Annotated in this window: 19 protein-coding genes; 6 read left to right on the top strand and 13 right to left on the bottom strand. The window is 70.8% G+C overall.

What is annotated here, in order from left to right:
* Positions 1-49: 49 nt before the first annotated feature.
* On the bottom strand, positions 50-280 hold the full coding sequence (locus ACFWFI_RS15035; RefSeq protein ID WP_124277313.1) for a DUF4287 domain-containing protein: 231 nt from the start codon (positions 278-280) through the stop codon (positions 50-52).
* Positions 281-380: 100 nt separating this feature from the next.
* Between ACFWFI_RS15035 and ACFWFI_RS15030 the strand changes: the two genes are divergently transcribed.
* Positions 381-710, top strand: coding sequence for a hypothetical protein (locus ACFWFI_RS15030; RefSeq protein ID WP_387389505.1), 330 nt, complete (start codon positions 381-383; stop codon positions 708-710).
* Here ACFWFI_RS15030 and ACFWFI_RS15025 read toward each other — a convergent pair.
* The 4 genes from ACFWFI_RS15025 to ACFWFI_RS15010 all read right to left on the bottom strand — a co-directional run bounded on the left by ACFWFI_RS15025 (position 707) and on the right by ACFWFI_RS15010 (position 5,619).
* A complete protein-coding gene (locus tag ACFWFI_RS15025) occupies positions 707-1,570 on the bottom strand; it encodes a hypothetical protein (protein ID WP_387389503.1) in 864 nt (287 codons plus the stop codon). The two genes, ACFWFI_RS15030 and ACFWFI_RS15025, sit on opposite strands and share 4 nt — an antisense overlap.
* 285 nt (positions 1,571-1,855) lie before the next feature.
* Positions 1,856-3,076 (bottom strand): acetyl-CoA C-acetyltransferase, encoded by a 1,221-nt coding sequence (locus ACFWFI_RS15020; protein WP_385625024.1) that lies wholly within the window; start codon positions 3,074-3,076, stop codon positions 1,856-1,858.
* Between the two features lie 202 nt (positions 3,077-3,278).
* Complete coding sequence (locus ACFWFI_RS15015; protein ID WP_387389500.1) at positions 3,279-4,298, bottom strand: acyltransferase family protein; 1,020 nt, start codon at positions 4,296-4,298, stop codon at positions 3,279-3,281.
* Between the two features lie 295 nt (positions 4,299-4,593).
* On the bottom strand, positions 4,594-5,619 hold the full coding sequence (locus ACFWFI_RS15010; protein ID WP_387389517.1) for an SGNH/GDSL hydrolase family protein: 1,026 nt from the start codon (positions 5,617-5,619) through the stop codon (positions 4,594-4,596).
* 155 nt (positions 5,620-5,774) lie between these two features.
* Between ACFWFI_RS15010 and ACFWFI_RS15005 the strand changes: the two genes are divergently transcribed.
* Positions 5,775-7,178 carry a cystathionine beta-synthase gene (locus tag ACFWFI_RS15005; RefSeq protein WP_387389498.1) on the top strand — a complete coding sequence of 468 codons (1,404 nt, stop codon included), beginning with the start codon at positions 5,775-5,777 and terminating at the stop codon, positions 7,176-7,178.
* Between the two features lie 309 nt (positions 7,179-7,487).
* On the opposite strand, the gene ACFWFI_RS15000 is transcribed toward ACFWFI_RS15005, so the two are convergent.
* A complete protein-coding gene (locus ACFWFI_RS15000) occupies positions 7,488-7,907 on the bottom strand; it encodes a hypothetical protein (protein WP_387389495.1) in 420 nt (139 codons plus the stop codon).
* Between the two features lie 129 nt (positions 7,908-8,036).
* Between ACFWFI_RS15000 and ACFWFI_RS14995 the strand changes: the two genes are divergently transcribed.
* On the top strand, positions 8,037-8,840 hold the full coding sequence (locus ACFWFI_RS14995) for a maleylpyruvate isomerase family mycothiol-dependent enzyme (RefSeq protein ID WP_387389493.1): 804 nt from the start codon (positions 8,037-8,039) through the stop codon (positions 8,838-8,840).
* Between the two features lie 130 nt (positions 8,841-8,970).
* On the opposite strand, the gene ACFWFI_RS14990 is transcribed toward ACFWFI_RS14995, so the two are convergent.
* Positions 8,971-9,552, bottom strand: coding sequence for a DsbA family protein (locus tag ACFWFI_RS14990; protein ID WP_387389492.1), 582 nt, complete (start codon positions 9,550-9,552; stop codon positions 8,971-8,973).
* A 131-nt stretch (positions 9,553-9,683) separates the two neighbouring features.
* Positions 9,684-10,262, bottom strand: coding sequence for a hypothetical protein (locus tag ACFWFI_RS14985; RefSeq protein ID WP_387389490.1), 579 nt, complete (start codon positions 10,260-10,262; stop codon positions 9,684-9,686).
* 315 nt (positions 10,263-10,577) lie between these two features.
* On the opposite strand from ACFWFI_RS14985, the gene ACFWFI_RS14980 reads away from it, so the two are divergent.
* Together ACFWFI_RS14980 and ACFWFI_RS14975 are read left to right on the top strand one after the other, a co-directional pair.
* Positions 10,578-11,426, top strand: a complete 849-nt coding sequence (locus ACFWFI_RS14980; protein ID WP_387389488.1) for a MurR/RpiR family transcriptional regulator — start codon at positions 10,578-10,580, stop codon at positions 11,424-11,426.
* A gap of 162 nt (positions 11,427-11,588) precedes the next feature.
* Positions 11,589-12,128, top strand: coding sequence for a hypothetical protein (locus ACFWFI_RS14975; RefSeq protein WP_387389486.1), 540 nt, complete (start codon positions 11,589-11,591; stop codon positions 12,126-12,128).
* Positions 12,129-12,138: 10 nt separating this feature from the next.
* Here ACFWFI_RS14975 and ACFWFI_RS14970 read toward each other — a convergent pair whose 3' ends face one another.
* The 5 genes from ACFWFI_RS14970 to ACFWFI_RS14950 form a co-directional block, all read right to left on the bottom strand.
* Positions 12,139-12,513 (bottom strand): hypothetical protein, encoded by a 375-nt coding sequence (locus ACFWFI_RS14970; protein WP_387389484.1) that lies wholly within the window; start codon positions 12,511-12,513, stop codon positions 12,139-12,141.
* Between the two features lie 107 nt (positions 12,514-12,620).
* The gene (locus ACFWFI_RS14965; RefSeq protein ID WP_387389482.1) at positions 12,621-13,088 is read right to left on the bottom strand and encodes a roadblock/LC7 domain-containing protein; all 468 of its coding nucleotides are present in this window, start codon (positions 13,086-13,088) and stop codon (positions 12,621-12,623) included.
* A 38-nt stretch (positions 13,089-13,126) separates the two neighbouring features.
* Positions 13,127-13,933, bottom strand: coding sequence for a helix-turn-helix domain-containing protein (locus tag ACFWFI_RS14960; protein ID WP_387389481.1), 807 nt, complete (start codon positions 13,931-13,933; stop codon positions 13,127-13,129).
* Entirely contained in the window at positions 13,930-14,334 is a 405-nt protein-coding gene (locus tag ACFWFI_RS14955; RefSeq protein WP_387389479.1) for a hypothetical protein, read from the bottom strand. Before ACFWFI_RS14955 ends, ACFWFI_RS14960 begins: the two co-directional genes overlap by 4 nt.
* Positions 14,335-14,536: 202 nt before the next feature.
* Positions 14,537-15,886 carry an APC family permease gene (locus ACFWFI_RS14950; protein WP_387389477.1) on the bottom strand — a complete coding sequence of 450 codons (1,350 nt, stop codon included), beginning with the start codon at positions 15,884-15,886 and terminating at the stop codon, positions 14,537-14,539.
* A 126-nt stretch (positions 15,887-16,012) separates the two neighbouring features.
* Between ACFWFI_RS14950 and hutU the strand changes: the two genes are divergently transcribed.
* Positions 16,013-17,677: a urocanate hydratase gene (gene hutU / locus ACFWFI_RS14945; protein WP_387389475.1), complete on the top strand. Its 1,665-nt coding sequence runs from the start codon at positions 16,013-16,015 to the stop codon at positions 17,675-17,677.
* Positions 17,678-17,761 lie beyond the last annotated feature (84 nt).

Here is a 17,761-nt window from a genome sequence, read left to right as displayed (position 1 = left end):
GGCACAGTGCCTGCGGGCCGTTCCGTCTGTCGCGGGGAGTGTGCGTGCCTCAGAGGAGCTTCCGCGCGGCCCGTCTCAGGTCGTACTCATGGATGATCGCCTTGGCGTGGCCGTAGGTGAGGTCGTGTTCGCTCCGCAGCCAGCTGACCTTCTCCTCGAAGCGGAAGAGAGAGGGGCCTTCGTCGACGGTGCGGAGCCAGTCCGCGATGTCGCGGCCGGTGCAATGAGGGATCCGGGAGAGCAGGTTGCGATGGGTTTCTTCGGAGAAGACTTGAGACATCGGCGCCTCCGACGCAGTACGCGTTGCTGGTCCTTCCCGACACCGTGCCCGAGTGTCGGCGTGTTGGCAACCATCCGGTGGGGGCGCGTAGGGTCACGGCGTGCTCGATACCACCCCACTGATCACCGCCGTGGACCGATTCGCCGACCGCCTGCGGAGCACCCCGCAGAGCCGGCTGCAGCACGGCGTGGCCGCCGAGGCCCTGGTGACGGCCAGGGAGCTGTCCACCCGTGCCCAGCGCGCCGAAGCGCCGGACCGGGAGCCGAGGATCATGCCGGACGCCGGGATATTCGCGGTCGGTGACCAACTCGCGGTCGCGGGCCGGGATCTGGCCGTGGCACTGGAAACGGCCTCGTCCCAGGAGCTGGACGAGGCCGTGCGGCGTGTCGAGGAGGCGGCTGTGCGGGCTTTCGCACCCGGGCCGCGCTAGAACGAGGCGATGACGCGGTCGGCGAGGATGTAGACGTTCTCCTTGCCGCACGAGAACGTCAGCGCATAGGCGCCGGAGACCCCGGAACCGCCAAGCAGCACCGGCTGCTCACCGGAGCGCAGCGAGTCGGCGAGCCGCTCCGCGGTCTCCCGGTGGCCCGGGGTCATACAGAGCGTGGTGCCGTCGGCGAAGACGTACACGTCGAGCGTCCCGAGGGGGCCGGGGCGCACGTCGGTGAGCTCCGTACCGGTATCGGCGAGCCGCTCCAGGCGATTCACGGTACGCTCATGGTCGGTGACAGCGGGTGTCTGCACGGGGACGAAGTCCGGGTGCGAGGGGTGGCGGCGACGGGCCGCGGCCAGCTCCGGTGAGTCCTCGGTGAACTCCGCGTACTCGGTCACTCCGGCCACCTCGGGCAAGTCGGTGAGCTCTGCCAGCTCCGCCAGCTCGTCCAGGGCCTCATCGGCTTCGAGGCCCATCGCCTCCAGGCCCGCGAAGTCGGACTGCCGGGGCATGAAGAACGGTGCGTCATCGCCGAGCCCGCCCAGCAGGGACGGGGCGTCGGCGGCGTCGCGCGCCTCCTGGGCCGCCCAGAAGGCGCGGGCCTCGGCAAGCTCCCGCTCCCGCTCCTCGGCGAGTGCGTCGGCGACGGCCGCGCGTATCTCCTCGGCGGGTGTGCCGGCGCTCCGGTTCTGCTGCTCGGGCACGGATGCGTGAAGGCTTCGTCCTTCCGCCAGCTCCGTGCGCAGGGCTGTGACCTGCTTGCGCAGCCCGTGAGCAGCGTGCAGAGCGGCGGCGCCGACAGCCGTGGCAGCGGCGGTGGTCAGCAACAGGGCAAACGGCATGGCGCTCACTGACATACTCCCGGTTTCAATCGACACCCCCGACTTCCTACATCAGCTTGTCCTGTACTGGCACCTGCTGTCAGTGCATTACGTCACGAATTGGACAGGTCTTTGGGCCTGGTGTTTAGCTCTGTGGCTGGTGTGACCTGCAGAAACGACTCTCCCCCGGGACGCAGATCACATCCTGGGGGAGATTCGGTCACGATCGGAGCTCGGCCCGATTCAAGAAGGCCCCCGTGCGGGAGGGCTGAGCCGGTCCGGGCCGGGTTCGGGCGCCGTACGCCAACCCTCCGCTACGGCTCAGCTCAGCCGCTCGATGACCATGGCCATGCCCTGGCCGCCGCCCACGCACATCGTCTCCAGGCCGAACTGCTTGTCGTGGAACTGCAGGCTGTTGATCAGCGTGCCGGTGATGCGGGCGCCGGTCATGCCGAAGGGGTGGCCGACGGCGATCGCGCCACCGTTGACGTTGACCTTGTCCAGCGGCAGGCCGAGGTCCCGGTAGGACGGGATGACCTGGGCGGCGAACGCCTCGTTGATCTCGGCCAGGTCGATGTCGTCGATGGTCAGCCCGGCGCGCTTGAGCGCCTGCTTGCTGGCCTCGACCGGCCCGTAGCCCATGATCTCGGGCGAGAGGCCGGAGACACCGGTCGAGACGATGCGGGCCAGCGGGGTCAGACCCAGCTCGCGCGCCTTGGTGTCGGACATGATCACGAGTGCGGCGGCGCCGTCGTTGAGCGGGCAGCAGTTGGCCGCGGTGACGAGTCCGTCGGGGCGGAAGACCGGCTTCAGGCCCTGCACGCCCTCCAGGGTGACACCCGCGCGCGGGCCGTCGTCCTGGGAGACGACCGTGCCGTCCGGCGTCGTCACCGGGGTGATCTCGCGCTCCCAGAAGCCGTTCTTGATGGCTGCCTCGGCGAGGTTCTGCGACCGGACGCCGAACTCGTCCATGTCCTGGCGGGTGACGCCCTTGGTCCGTGCCAGGTTCTCCGCGGTCTGCCCCATGGAGATGTACGCGTCCGGGACGATGCCGTCCTCGCGCGGGTCGGTCCAGCTCGCACCGGTCTCCTCGGCGCGGGCGGCGGTACGGGCCTCGGCCTCGGCGAAGAAGGGGTTGTGCGTGTCCGGGATGCTGTCGGAGTTGCCCTTCACGAAGCGGGACACCATCTCGACACCGGCGGAGATGAAGACGTCGCCCTCACCGGCCTTGATGGCGTGCAGCGCCATGCGGCTGGTCTGGAGCGAGGACGAGCAGTAGCGGGTGACCGTGCAGCCGGGGAGGTGGTCCATCCCCATCTGGACGGCGATGATGCGGCCCAGATTGTTGCCCTGCTCGCCGCCGGGAAGGCCGCAGCCGAGCATCAGGTCATCGATGTCCCTGGGGTCCAGCTCGGGGACCTTGGCCAGCGCGGTCTGGATGATGGTCGCGGTCAGGTCGTCCGCGCGCAGGTCCTTGAGGGACCCCTTGAAGGCCCGGCCGATGGGCGAGCGGGCAGCAGAGACGATCACGGCTTCGGGCATCACGCGGCTCCATGAGGGCTGGAAGGCAGGAAGGCTGGGCTGCCTTGGAAGTTACCCGGACGTATAGCCGAGGTCACCCAACATGCGATGTGATGCGGGCCTCTTTTCTAAGCAACCGCTCAGTCGCCCGATTTATCGGCGGCGGCAGCGCGGCCGTCCTCCAGCAGCGCTGCCGCGTACGGGCCGGCCTCCGGAGCAGTCGTCAGGCGCCGCGAGCGGTGCGCTTGCGGCCGAGGAGGAGGCGCCGGCCGGGGAGCTCCACCAGCTGGTAGAGCAGTGCCGCTCCGGCCAGGGCGACCGCGAACGACAGGGCGGTCACGCCCAGGGCGGGTATGGGGTCGAGCTTCGGCGCGTCGCCGACGATCAGCCGCATGCCCTGGAGCACCAGGACGTGGATCATGTAGAAGGCGAACGACCACTCGCCCAGCTTCACCATGCGCCGGCCGCGCCACATCGACGGCAGCCCCTTGATGTCGGCGACTGCTCCCGCCGCGATCAGCAGGGTGAAGCCGAGGACGGTGGTCGCGGCGTACGCCTCGGAGATCAGCGGGGCCATGAAGTAGCCGATCAGGGCCACGGCCAGGGAGCCCTCCAGGCCGGGGCCGCGCCAGCGGCCGAGCTGGACGAGCCGGGCCACGGCGACGCCGATCACGAACTCGGGGAACCGAGCGAGCGGGAAGGCGTACGGGACCACCCCGGTGTCCAGGGACCGGTTGACCACGGGCAGGACCATCACCGTGAGGATGCAGAGGGTCACCAGCACGGTCAGCGCCTTGGGGCCCAGTCGGCGCAGGACCGCGTACAGGGCCGGGAAGCAGGCGTAGAAGAACGCCTCGCAGACCAGTGACCAGCTGACCGTGTTGACGCCGTGCCACCAGTCGTTCGTCCAGGCGTTCAGCAGCAGGAAGTTCGCGGCGACCTCCCGGTAGCCGCCCGTGGGCTTCAGGACCGGCAGCACCGTGAAGGCCAGAGCCAGTGCCAGGAGCGTGGTGACCACATGGACCGGGTAGATCCGGGCAAGTCGGCGCCGCCAGAACGACACGACCTTGTCACCGGGACGGGCCGACCAGGCCAGGACGAATCCGGAGAGGACGAAGAAGAAGGTCACGCCGACCGCGCCGGGCGCGAACGCCCACTTCACGAACGTCTGTCCGCCGTCGTCGAAGTACCGGAAGTTCTTCATGTGGAAGAGGAAGACGACCAGGGCCGCAGCCCAGCGCATCCCTGTGAGAGACGGCAGGTTCCTGCCGTTCTGCGCTATCTCTGTCTGTCGTGTCTCTGCGGCCGGTGCGGTGCCCTGCGAAGGGACCGGTGCGGTGGCCTGCGAAGGAGGTGGGACCGTGGCGGACAAGGGTGGCTCCCGTTCATGGCGGTGCGGATCAGCACCCGCGCAGCAGGCACGGCGCCCCCACGCTGGCGGACATCGTACGACCTGCCGCTCATGTCCTTGAGCGCGTGACGCCCAGGCCTGGACCCCGCGGGCACCGCCGCCCCGGGTCACCCGTCCGGAACAGTGCTCACGCGGGCCGCCAGGAGGCCCCGGCTCCGGGCGGCGGGCCCTCGCCCGCGTCCTCGTGCCGGACCGGCTCCGTGTGTGCCGGCAGCCTCCGCCTGCGCCGGTGTTTGAGCAGTGCCCACGGGGCCCGGGCTCCGGTCACCTCGGTGCCCGCCTCCCGGGCGGCGCGGGAGGCCGCCTTGGCGACCGGCAGCATGCCCTCGCGGCGAGAGCCGTCCAGATGGTCGGACTCCGGCCACAGGCCGAGGGACGCGCACAGGGTCGGCAGCATCGCCATCGCGGCGGTCGCGTACCCCTCGGCCGAGGGGTGGTAGTTGTCGGGGCCGAAGAGCTCCCTGGGGTTCGCCTCGAACTCCGGACCGAGCAGGTCTCCCAGTGAGACCGTCCGCCCGCCCTGTTCCACCGCGCCGATCGTCTGGGCCGCCGCCAACTGCCGGCTCACCCGCCGGGCCAGCCATCGCAAGGGCTGGTAGACCGGCTCGATCGTGCCCAGGTCCGGGCAGGTGCCCACGACCACCTCGGCGCCGGCCGTGCGCAGCCTGCGTACGGCTGTGCTCAGACAGCGCACCGACTGCGTCGCCGGCATCCGGTGCGTCACGTCGTTCGCGCCGATCATGATCGTGCAGACGTCCGGCACCCCTGACGGATCCGCCAGCACCAGGGACACCTGCCTCTCCAGATCGTCCGACCGGGCACCCGGCAGGGCCACGTTCCGGAAATCCACCGGCCGTTCGGCCACCGCCGCCAGCCCCGACGCCAGCAGCGCCCCCGGGGTCTGGCCGGCCCTGCGCACGCCCTGGCCGGCCGCCGTCGAGTCGCCCAGCAGGACGAAGCGCAACGGATCGGTGGTGCCGGCGAACGCCACCCCGTACCGTCCGTCCGCACTCGGCGGGACAGGTGCCTTGCCCCCGCCCACCTGCCGTTTCGCGAGCTGCACCTCGGCCAGTACCAGCCCCACCGTCGCCGCACCGATCAGCCCGACGCTGCCGCCCCCGTAGGCCGCACCCGCTGCGATCCGCCGTGCCACCCTCGCCCTCGACACAGTCCGGTCCACCTCCTCCGTGCCGTACAGCCGTACACAGCACTACCTGCCCCGTAGAGGGCGTAGCTCAATCGCTTCGTCCAATCTCCTGCCCTTACGCATACTCTTGCCTGACCATCACGGAGATCCCGGAGTACACGGTGCAATTCCACGATTCGATGATCAGTCTTGTCGGCAACACCCCGCTGGTCAGGCTGCGCAATGTGTCGGCAGGCATTCAGGCGACGGTCCTGGCCAAGGTCGAGTACTTCAACCCCGGCGGGTCGGTGAAGGACCGCATCGCGCTGCGCATGATCGAGGCTGCCGAGGAGAGCGGTGAACTCCTGCCCGGCGGCACGATCGTGGAGCCGACCAGCGGCAACACGGGCGTCGGCCTGGCCATCGTCGCCCAGCAGAAGGGCTACAAGTGCATCTTCGTCTGCCCGGACAAGGTGTCCACTGACAAGATCAACGTGCTGCGCGCGTACGGCGCGGAGGTCGTCGTCTGCCCGACGGCCGTCGACCCGGACCACCCGGACTCGTACTACAACGTCTCCGACCGCCTGGTCCGCGAGACGCCGGGAGCCTGGAAGCCCGACCAGTACTCGAACCCCAACAACCCGCGCTCGCACTACGAGACCACGGGCCCCGAGCTCTGGGAGCAGACGGAGGGGAGGATCACCCACTTCGTCGCGGGCGTCGGTACAGGCGGCACGATCAGCGGTACGGGCCGCTATCTCAAGGAGATCAGCGAGAACCGCGTGCAGGTCGTCGGCGCGGACCCGGAGGGTTCCGTCTACTCCGGAGGCTCCGGACGCCCCTATCTCGTGGAGGGGGTCGGCGAGGACTTCTGGCCGAGTGCCTACGACCGTACGGTCACGGACGAGATCGTGGCGGTCTCGGACAAGGACTCCTTCCAGATGACCCGCCGCCTCGCCAAGGAGGAGGGGCTGCTCGTCGGCGGTTCCTGCGGCATGGCGGTCGTCGCGGCCCTGGAGGTCGCCGAGCGCCTCGGCCCCGAGGACGTGGTGGTCGTCCTGCTCCCCGACAGCGGCCGCGGCTACATGAGCAAGATCTTCAACGACGAGTGGATGGCCGACTACGGCTTCCTGGAGGACACCGGACCGTCCGCGCGGGTCGGCGCCGTCCTCGACTTCAAGGAGGGGCCGCTCCCCTCGCTCGTCCACATGCACCCCGAGGAGACGGTCGGCGAGGCCATCGACGTACTGCGGGAGTACGGCGTCTCGCAGATGCCGATCGTGAAGCCGGGGGCCGGTCACCCGGACGTGATGGCCGCAGAGGTCATCGGCTCCGTCGTGGAGCGCCAGCTCCTGGACGCGCTGTTCACCCAGCGGGCCACACTGTCCGACCCGCTGGAGAAGCACATGTCGGCCCCGCTGCCGCAGGTCGGCTCCGGGGAACCGGTCGAGGACCTGATGGCCGTGCTCAGCGGTACGGATGGTGCCGATGCGGCGATCGTCCTCGTCGAGGGCAAGCCGAAGGGTGTCGTGAGCAGGCAGGACCTGCTGGCCTTCCTGGCGAAGGGCGCGGCCCCGAAGCAGTAACCGCCGGTTTTCCGGGTTCGCGAAAACGGTACGAGCGCGACACGTTGACGCAGCACCCGCTTAACACGGCTCCGGCAGAGTAATGGGTGTCGGCAGGGAAACCCGCCGGCACCACATACGGCGACACGGACTACGGAGCGGCTCCCGGACCTCCACCGTCGCCAGGACGCGGCACCCGGCCCTGACCCGGGATCGCGTCCCTCGCGGGGACCGCCGTCGTCCCGCCCTCCGGGCAACCGGGGGTGCGGCGGTCCCCGCGACTATCCATGCGCGCAGACTCCCAGGCCTTTCTCAGCCGCCTCAGCCGCCTCAGCCGTCCCAGTCGGACGAGGTCCGCCGCCTTCCCCGGGCCCACGGCCACGCGCGGGCGGCGTGCACGGCGTTCACGCCGAAGATTCCCAGCCAGGCCACGACGAGCCCGTCGATCCCGGCGTTCGCGACGCCGATCGCGGACAGGGGGACGGCCAGGACCAGCGAGACGACCCCGAAGCCGAATCGTTCCCCGAAGGTGCCGCACGGCCTGGCGGGCTGCGCCGGGCCCCGGGCGGCGGCCATCTGCTGCTCGGCCAGGAGTCGCCGCGTGCGCTGATCGTGCGTGCCGGCGAACCGCTGCTCGACCTTCTCCAGGAACGAGTCGATGAGCGCGGACTCGTACTCGGGCCCCAGCTCGCTTCGGGCCTGCAGGGTGGCATCGAGCTCTCGCCTGAGCTCAGGGTCACGGGCTTCCATACGCTTTACGGTACGAATCCCGGGCGTCCGGGTCAGTGGGGTTAGCCCCCCTGTTTCGGCGGCCCGCCGCGCAGGGCAGGCCGTGCCCTGTCGGCGTAGCGTTGTTGCCGGGAGACTGGAGGCGCGCTCATGGCCACCACGACGACGTCCGCCCGTGCCATCCCCCGTACGTCCGGGACGAGGGCGCGTCTGGTCAACGAGGCGGAGCTGCGGGCGACGCTCTCGACGTTCCGTGAACTCTCCGACGAGGACTGGCGGCGTCCGACCGCCTGTACCGGCTGGACGGTCCGGGACATGCTGTCGCACACCGTCGGTCAGTACGAGGAGCTGCCGCGCCCCTGGGTCGCGCTGCGCCGGATCCGGCGCGCCGCACGGACCCATCCTCACCTCGGCCGGCTGGACGGGCACAACGAGGCCCAGATCGAGGACCGGAAGGCCGTCCCGGGGCGCGAACTGATCGGCGCCCTCGCCCACTACGCACCCCAGGGGCTCATCGCCCTGCGCCGCATGCCGGCGCCGGTCCGCCGCAAGATCCGGTTGAGCCTGCTCTACCCGGAGGCGAAGGCTCTGCCCGACGACTCGATGGACTACCTCGGCAACGTCCTCGTGGTCCGCGACACCTGGATGCACCGGGTGGACCTCAGCGACGCCACCGGGGCCGAGCTTGTCCTCGACGGGCACGACCGGGAGATGGTGGACCAGGTGGTGCTGGACCTGGCCCTTGCCTGGACGGGGCCGGCGGCGGAAATCGACCTCCAAGGCCCGGCGGGAGGGCGCCGTCTGCTGGGCATCGGCACCCCGGCGGCCACCCTCCGTGCGGACGCGATCGACTTCGCCCGGCACGTTTCTGGGCGGCAGGTGCGAGGCCGCCTGGAGCTGGAGGGCGACCCCGGGGCGCGGGCCGCGCTGACGGCGGCACGTGTCGTGTTCTGACGCCTCCGCCGGCGGTGTGGTGTCGTGCGGCCGGTGGCGCCCCGAGCCGGGGGACGGTGGCCTGCCGGACGAGGTGGTCATGTTCAGCGGGGTCGCGCGCAAGCCCTGACAGCCGGGACGGGCCGGGCGTTCACGCGGGAGCCACCTCGGCGAGGAACGCCTCGGGCGTGACCGCGTATCCCAGGGCGTTGATGACGGGGACCGGGGTGCGGTCGATGAGGACCGTAGGGGTGGACCGGACGCCGCTCGTCTCGAAGGCCGCCGCCACCTGCGCCGCCCAGGGCAGGTAGGTGCGCTCCATGACCTTCTGGCGGAAGGCGTCGGTGTGCAGCGCCTCGACCTCCTCGGCCAGCCGCAACAGGGTGTCCCGGTCGGCGAAGGCGTCCACGTCCTCGCTGGGCTGATCGGCGTACAGCGCCCGCAGATAGAGCATGAACGGCTTCTGCCCTTCGTCGGCCGCGGCCCCCAGCGCGGCCAGTGCCTCCAGGGAGCCGCTGCCGCCCGCGGCGTCGTCGATGAACGTGCCGAAGTGGTGGTCCACCGCGAATCTGCCCTCGTCCGCGGCCCGCTCCATCACGGCTCCGAGGCCGAGCTCCATGCGCTTGCAGTAGGGGCAGCGCAGATCGGCGTAGACGCTCAGCACGTGTGCGGCATCGGTGTCGCCGTAGCGGACGATGATGCCGCCCGGCCCTCTCGTATTGGCTGGGATCATGATCCCAGGGTCGGCAGGGGAGGGCGGTCCCGCAATGCGAGAGGCAGGTTCGGCACGGACACCCCGTCGCCCCGGGCCGGAGCGGGGCCCGGGGCGGGGGAGGCCGGCGGACGTGCCCGCCCGCCGTTCCGTCAGAAGTTGCCGTTGGAGAGGATCTCGCCGTCCTCGTCGTAGATGGTGACCAGGCCGTTCTCCGAGTCCTTCCAGTCGGCGAACGCGGATGCGAGCAGCTTGCCCTCGCCCTGGTGCGGGCCCATCAGACCGCCCGTGAAATCGGTGTAGACGTCGGCGGCGTCCAGGATCCCGTTGGACTCGTCCGCGCCCTGGACCTTGGTGATGTGCTCGGCCGCGGCCTTCTCGGCGGCAGTGCCGCTCTTCTCGACGAAGGCCTTGAACTGGTCGGCCTGCGAGAGCTCCTGCTTCTTCTCGGCGGGCTTGTCGTCGGCCTTCTCCGCGGGTTCGGCGTCAGCCTGCTTCTGCGGGGCGGTGGCCGCCGTGTCGGAGCCCTTGCTCGAGTCGTCCCCGCCGCCCGTCGCGATCGTGACGATGACGAGGAACGCGAACACGCCGCCGACGGCCGTGAGCACCTTGTGCCGGGCGAACCAGGACTTCTTGGGCTGGGGCTGCTGCGGCGGGACCGGCCCGCCGGGGTGGGCGGCAGGACCGCCCTGGTACGGCTGCTGGGGGTTCTGCGGGTACTGCTGGGACATGGGGGCGTGTCTTCCTGATGGTGCGGATGGAACGGTGCGGGGATGTGAGGGCGGCCGCCATGGGCACGCTTTCTTCACATCCTCCGACGCTGGCGTCGATCACACGGCTCGGGAGGAGGAATTCACCGGTGAGGGTGAAGGCCTGCCCTGCGGTGTTGACGCCTGGAGTGCTGAGGGGTTTGTAGCGCTGGTTGCGACAGCGTTCGTCGCCCGCCCGTTCCGGACCGTGGGCTGTATATGGACATTCAGACCGCATGCTGGCTGAATGGATTCCCCGGCGCCGGACCGGTGCGGCGGAACTCTGGAGGGGTCAGCATGAGCGGGAGCAGCCCGGCTGCACGGTTGCAGCGGCTCTTCGAGGGGCAGCGGCTCACGCCCACCCAGCGGCGGATCGCGCACTCCATGGTGCGGAGGGCCGCCGATGCCCCGTTCCTGTCGAGTGTGGAGCTGGCGGAGCTGGCCGGAGTCAGCCAGCCGTCCGTCACCCGCTTCGCCGTGGCCCTCGGGTTCGACGGCTATCCCGCACTGCGCAAGCACCTGAGGGAGGTCGCTCCTGCCGATGCGGCCGACGGGGGCGGCGTGGAGGACAGCCTCAACGAGTACCAGCAGGCGGTGCGGGCGGAGATCGAGAATCTGCGGCACCTCTCGGAACTGCTCGCCGACCCCGCTCCGGTCGAGCGGGCGGGGCGGCTGCTCGCCGGGTCCAGGCCCCTCCTCGTGCTCGGGCTGCGGGCCGCCTCCTCGCAGGCCCGGGGATTCGGGTACTTCGCCGCCAAGGTGCACCCCGACGTACGGGTGATCGACGAGGGCGGCAGCATGCTTCACGACCGCATCGATTCCGCCAGGCGGGCGGGCGCGAGCGCGCTGATGTGCTTCGCGCTGCCGCGGCACCCGCGCGAGGTCGTGGACGCGCTGGCGCATGCGCAGGAGCAGGGGCTGACCGTCGTGACCGTGGCCGACTCGGCGTTCGCTCCGGTGGCGGCCCACAGCGATCTGCTGATTCCGGCAGCCGTGGGGACCGGGCTGGCCTTCGACACCGCGTGCGCGCCGATGCTGCTGGGCCGGGCGCTGCTGGAGGCCATGTGCGACGGGCTGCCCGAGGCGCAGGCCCGGCTGGAGGAGTTCGACGCGAGGGCCGCCGCGCGGGGTCTGTTCGTCGAGTAGCGGCGGTTACGGGCCGTCGGGGCCCGGCATTCCGGGCGGCCGCCATCCTCCGATTCTCAGACGTCGCTCATCTGTGCCTATTACTCTCCGCGCCCAGAGGTCCAAAGGGAACCGCGGGAGAGGGGTACGGACGTGGGGCGCGGAGCGCAGTCGTTGGCGAGGGTGGCCGTGATCGTACGGGCCGGGGCCGCGCCGTTGTGGTGGCCGGGGCTGCTGGCGGCGGCCGTCGGGGCGTTCGTCCCGGGCCTCACGGGCCGGCGGATCGGGCTGCTGGCAGGGGCCGCGCTGTTCCTGGTGGTCCTGGCCGCCGTGGCGTTCACACGGACGGGGCGGTACGCGGAGCTCGCGAAGGGCGCCACCCGGGCCGGGCGGAGCGACTTCCTCCAGGACCGGGACGTGACCGTGCGGAACTGGCGGCGTGCCTACCGATGGTGGCTGGCCGGTGCGTTCCTCGTGGCGGTCGCGAGCGCGTACGTGCTGCCGGGAACCGGCGGGTTCGTGCTGGCCGGGGCCGGTGCCGGGCTGTGGCTGAAGGCCGTACGGCTCGGGCAGCGGGAGCGGCGGGACGACGTCCTGTACTGGGTGCGGACCGACTGGGCGGAGCGTGGCCGGCCCGCGGGCAAGCGGGTGAAGGCCTACCGGACGACCGGACCCGTGGCGGGGGACGCCGCACCCGGTGGGGCGCGGCGTCGCCGCCGGTGAGAACGCGGGGTCAGATCTCCAGTTCCGCCTCGATCTTCCGCAGCTGGTGGCGGGCCATCGCGAGGTTGGCCCTGCCGCCGTCCAGTACGAGGTAGAGGAACAGGCCGTTACTGCCACGGGTCTTGAGCAGCCGGATCAGGTGGTACTGGGTGCCGAGGGTGATCAGGATGTCCTCGATCTCGTCCTTGATGCCGAGGTGCTCCATGGTCCGGAGCTTCGCGCGGACGACGTCCGTGTTGCCGGCCGCCGCGACCTCGAGGTTGAAGTCCTTGCCACCGCCGAGGGTGCCGAGGGCCATGCCGCTGGTGTAGTCGACGAGTGCGACACCGAGGGTCCCCTCGATCGACGCCATCGCATCCTTCAGTGACGCTTCGGTGTTGGCCATAGTGCTCGTTTCCTTTCCCTGGCCGGCCTGGTGGCCGGTCCGTGACTGGGTGGTGGGTTTCCGGCCGGTGCGTGTCCGGCCGGGTCCGTCCGTGGCTGGTGCGGGTGTCACGTGGCATCCGGTGTGGTCGTGCGGCGCGGCAGGGCGCGGGACTGCTGCGGGCGTGGAGGCGGCACGGGGCGGTCGGCGCGGTCCTGTGCGGCGTCGACCACTTCGCCGATGCGCGCGCCCGCGCGGCGGCCCTCGAGGTGGAGGCGGCCGACGTTGATGCGGTCCTCGGCCAGCAGGGTGAGGACGGCGGAGGAGCCCGCCGCGTAAGTGGCGATGTAGCCGTCCTCGCCGCGGATCAGGAGCTCGCGGAAGCCGCCGCGTCCGGTGGCGTCGGTCATCCGGATCGAGACGCCGAGTGCGGCGGCGGTCAGTGCTGCGACGCCCTCGGCCTCGATACCCGGCGTGTCCTGGGCGACGATCAGGCCGTCGGTGCTGGCGGCCAGTGCGCCGGTCAGGAGCGGCACCCGGGCGCGTAACCGCTGGAGCTCGTCGAGGACGTCCTGCACCTCTGCCTCGGGCACCATCAGCTGTCTCCTCCCGGCACGCTGTCTGAGCGCGCGTATCACAGGGCCTCCAATGCGTCTCTGAGCCGGCGCAACAGGGCGACGTCGGGGTCGGTCGTGACCTCGGGCAGCGAGATGCGGCCTTGCCCGGACACCGATGCGGACCCGGACGTGCTCGGGCGGACCGCTTCGACAAGTCCGGCAGCCGCCAGCCGGCGCAGGTCGACCAGGGTGTGGAAGGCCGATCGGCCCAGCTCCTGGGCGATGTCCGTGGCCGTGCGCTCGCCGTTCACCAGGGCCAGGACGCGGCGCTGTCGTGGGGGGACAGGGGCGTCGACCGGGTGGGTCGCCGGGGTGAGCGGTGCGCTGTCGGTGAGTGCGTCGGGCCAGATCCGGTCCAGGAGTTCCCGGCGCCGCAGCGTCTCCCGCTGCACGGCGTGCACGGGTACGGGGCGGACGGGGCCGATCCAGTGGGAGACCCCGTAGCGGAAGCGGGCCGGTGTGTTCGTGGGGGCCAGCGCGAAGAAGGCGGCGTCGTACAACGCCCCGAGGTGGCAGAGTTCCAGCGCGCCGCCGGGAACCCGGCCGCTGTCCACGAGATAGCGGCCGACCCGCTGCCCGGCACCCGCCTGGGCGACCGCGTCCCACCAGCCTTCGGAGTGCAGGGCGCCGCCCGTGGTGAGCAGGACGTCGATTCCGGGGGTCGAGGGGCTCTCCGCGTGGACGACCTGGCCGTCGGCGAGATACAGGGTGCCGCGGTCGCGCATCAACGCGCCGGTTGCGCGCTCCGCCGCGAGCCGCTGCAGCATCGGGGAGGGGGCGGCCCGCTCGGGTGTGCCGGGCCTGTCGGTGACGGTGGGTCTCATGCCAGGACCAGCCGCTCCGCTATCTCGCCGAGCCGTATGCGCGCCAGGGCCAGGTTGCCTTCCGCGCGGTCCAGCCAGAGGTGGAGGAAGACGCTGCTGTCGAAGGCCGTTTCGACGAAACGCAGGATGTGGTAGCCGGGGGCGGTGGTGACGATGACGTCCTCGACGGCGGGGACGGGCGGGCCCGTCGATCCGGCGGGCGCGTCCGCCTGCGCGAAGACCGGTTGTTCGGCGGCCATCCTCGCCACCTCGGCCGTCTCGGCGGCCGTGGCCTCGTGGTCGCCGTTGGGCGACTCACCGATGGTGCCGAGCGCGAGACCACTCGTCCAGTCGACCACCGCGGCGCCCCGGGCACCGGGCAGCCTCATGACTTCGATCAGGCACTCGTCGATTCCGGGCAACGCGAACTCCCCTCCCGACGTGGCGTACGGATGTAATGGAGAGGCTACGCAACGTGTGCATTCCTGGTGGGAGTTCTGGCATTTTCCATTGGTACATGCGGTCGGCCGTGTAGAGGGCGGCTGGTGGACGCGCGACAGCCGGTCGGAACATGTCCGGCCGGCTGTCTCTTTCGCGGCGGATCCGGTCCGCTGCCGCTCGTTGTCAGGCCTTCTCGCCGGCCGACATCACCAGCTTGTTGACCGCCCAGAGACCGATTCCGATCAGTACGAGGATCCCGGCCCGGATGTAGACGTCCGCCTCCCGGTCGGCCAGCGGACTGGCCAGGATCAGGGACGTGATCGCCCCCAGCACGGGCAGCGCCGTCGGCGTACGGAAGTGCGCGTGGTCCACCCGGTCCTTGCGCAGCACCAGTACGGCGATGTTGACCACGGCGAAGACGCAGAGGAGCAGGAACGAGGTGGTGTCACCGAGGCCCTCGATCTCGCCGGTGGAGACGAGGCCGATGGCGAGGAGGGTCACGAAGACGATGCCCACCCACGGGGTGCGCCGCTTGGCGAGGACCCGGCCCATGGCGCGCGGCAGGATGCGTTCGTTGGCCATGCCGTAGCAGAGGCGTGAGGCCATCATGATGTTGATGAGCGCGGAGTTGGTGACCGCGAACAGGGCGATCAGCGCGAAGAGTTTCGGCGGGAAGTCGACGCCGCCCGCCTTCACCACCTCCAGCAGCGGCCCGCTGGACCCCTCCAGGGTGCGGTGGTCGACCAGAAGCGACGAGACCAGGGCGACGGCGACATAGATGGTGCCCGTCACCCCGACTCCGATGAAGATGGCGCGCGGGAAGGTCCGGGCCGGGTCGCGGGTCTCCTCGGCCATGTTCACCGAGTCCTCGAAGCCGACGAAGGCGAAGAAGCCGAGTGCGGTCGCGCCGAGGACGCCGGTGATCAGCGCGTAGCCGGTGCCTCCCGTGTCGAACTCGGTGAGCCGGGACGGCTCGCCGTCCCCCGTCAGGACCGCGTAGGCGCCGATCGTGAGGATCACCAGGAGGCCGCTGAGCTCGACGAGTGTCAGGACGACGTTGGCCTTCACCGACTCGGCGACGCCTCGCAGGTTGATCGCGGCGAGGGCGAGCACGAAGAGGATCGCGACGAGTGTGGGCGGCAGGGCGTGGGTGAACTCGCCGAGGTAGTCGCCGCTGAAGGCACGGGCGGCGGCACTGGCGGACGACAGGCCCGAGCACATGACCATGAAGGCGACGACGAAGGTCAGGAACGGGACGTCGAAGGCCTTGTGGGTGTAGAGCGCGGCGCCGGCCGCCTTGGGGTATTTGCCGACCAGCTCGACGTAGGAGGCCGCCGTCAGCAGTGCGACCGCGAAGCCGATCAGGAACGGCAGCCAGAGCGCGCCGCCGACCTTTCCCGCGACGTTGCCGGTGGTGGCGTAGATCCCGGTGCCGAGGATGTCGCCGATGACGAACAGGATGAGGAGCTTGGGACCGATGGCCCGCTTGAGCGCGGGCTCCTCGGCCGTCGGGGTCGTCTGTGATGCGGTCAAGGGGCCTCCCCGGAGAGTGGTGGAAGGACGAGTGCCCGGTGGAGGCGCGGGGCTCACCTGTTGACTAGTTCTATTCAGACGGACAGGATGTGAATAGGAGAGTCACATTCGCGAGGAGGCATCCCCATGTCAGGACCCCGCCCCGTACGGGCACCGCGCGGCACGGAACTGAGCGCCCTGGGATGGCAGCAGGAAGCCGCCCTCCGGATGCTGCAGAACAACCTCGACCCCGAGGTCGCCGAACACCCCGACAAGCTCGTCGTCTACGGAGGCACGGGCAAGGCGGCCCGCGACTGGCGGTCGTTCGACGCCATGGTGCGTACGCTCCGGACGCTCAAGCAGGACGAGACGATGCTCGTCCAGTCCGGACGGCCGGTCGGTGTCATGCAGACCCACGAATGGGCGCCGCGCGTCCTGATCGCCAACTCCAACCTGGTGGGCGACTGGGCCAACTGGGAGGAATTCCGCCGCCTGGAGGCCCTCGGGCTCACCATGTACGGGCAGATGACCGCGGGGTCCTGGATCTACATCGGGACCCAGGGCATCCTCCAGGGCACGTACGAGACGTTCGCCGCCGTCGCCGCGAAGCGGTTCGGCGGGACGCTGGCGGGGACCATCACGCTGACGGCCGGACTCGGCGGCATGGGCGGCGCCCAGCCGCTGGCCGTCACCATGAACGACGGTGTCGCCCTCTGCATCGACTGCGACCCGCGCGCCATCGAGCGCCGGATCGAGCACCGCTTCCTGGACGTCCGGGCCGATTCGCTCGAACACGCGCTCCAGCTGGCCGTCGAGGCCCGCGACGCGCGGCGTCCGCTCTCCATCGGTCTGCTCGGCAACGCGGCGGAGCTGCTGCCCCGGATGCTCGCCGAAGGCGCCCCCGTCGACATCGTCACCGACCAGACCAGCGCGCACGACCCGCTCGCCTACCTGCCCGTCGGTGTCGACTTCGACGACATGGCCTCCTACGCGGCCGAGAAGCCCGCCGACTTCACCCGGCGTGCCCGGGAGTCGATGGCCGCGCACGTCGAGGCGATGGTCGGCTTCATGGACGCGGGGGCCGAGGTCTTCGACTACGGCAACTCGATCCGGGGCGAGGCCCAGCTCGCCGGATACGCGCGCGCGTTCGACTTCCCCGGCTTCGTCCCCGCGTACATCCGGCCGCTCTTCTGCGAGGGCAAGGGGCCCTTCAGGTGGGCGGCGCTGTCGGGCGAGGCGTCGGACATCCACAAGACGGACAAGGCCCTGCTCGAACTCTTCCCGGAGAACGAGTCGCTGCACCGCTGGATCAAAATGGCCGGTGAGCGGGTCCACTTCCAGGGCCTGCCGGCCCGGATCTGCTGGCTCGGCTACGGCGAACGGGACCGGGCCGGCGAGCGGTTCAACGACATGGTGGCGAGCGGCGAGCTCGCCGCACCCCTGGCCATCGGGCGCGACCACCTGGACTGCGGGTCGGTCGCCTCGCCCTATCGCGAGACCGAGGCCATGCTGGACGGCTCCGACGCCATCGCGGACTGGCCGCTGCTGAACGCCATGGTCAACGTGGCGTCGGGGGCGTCCTGGGTGTCCCTGCACCACGGGGGCGGTGTGGGCATGGGGCGCTCGATCCACGCGGGGCAGGTCACGGTCGCCGACGGCACGGAGCTCGCGGGCGAGAAGATCCGCCGGGTGCTCACGAACGACCCCGGGATGGGCGTCATCCGGCATGTCGACGCGGGCTACGACATCGCGGAGTCCGTCGCCTCGGACAAGGGTGTGCGGGTCCCGATGGCGGAGGACGACGGCCGGTGACCGGGACGGCGGGCGGAGGGCGGCGGCCGGAGACCGGGGCGGCTCGCGGCGGACCGGCGCGGGGCGGGACGGGTGCGGAGCCCC

Origin of the sequence: Streptomyces sp. NPDC060209, from assembly GCF_042728155.1 — a bacterium.
Taxonomy (GTDB): Bacteria; Actinomycetota; Actinomycetes; order Streptomycetales; family Streptomycetaceae; genus Streptomyces.
This window is presented reverse-complemented; position numbering and strand designations above follow the sequence as displayed.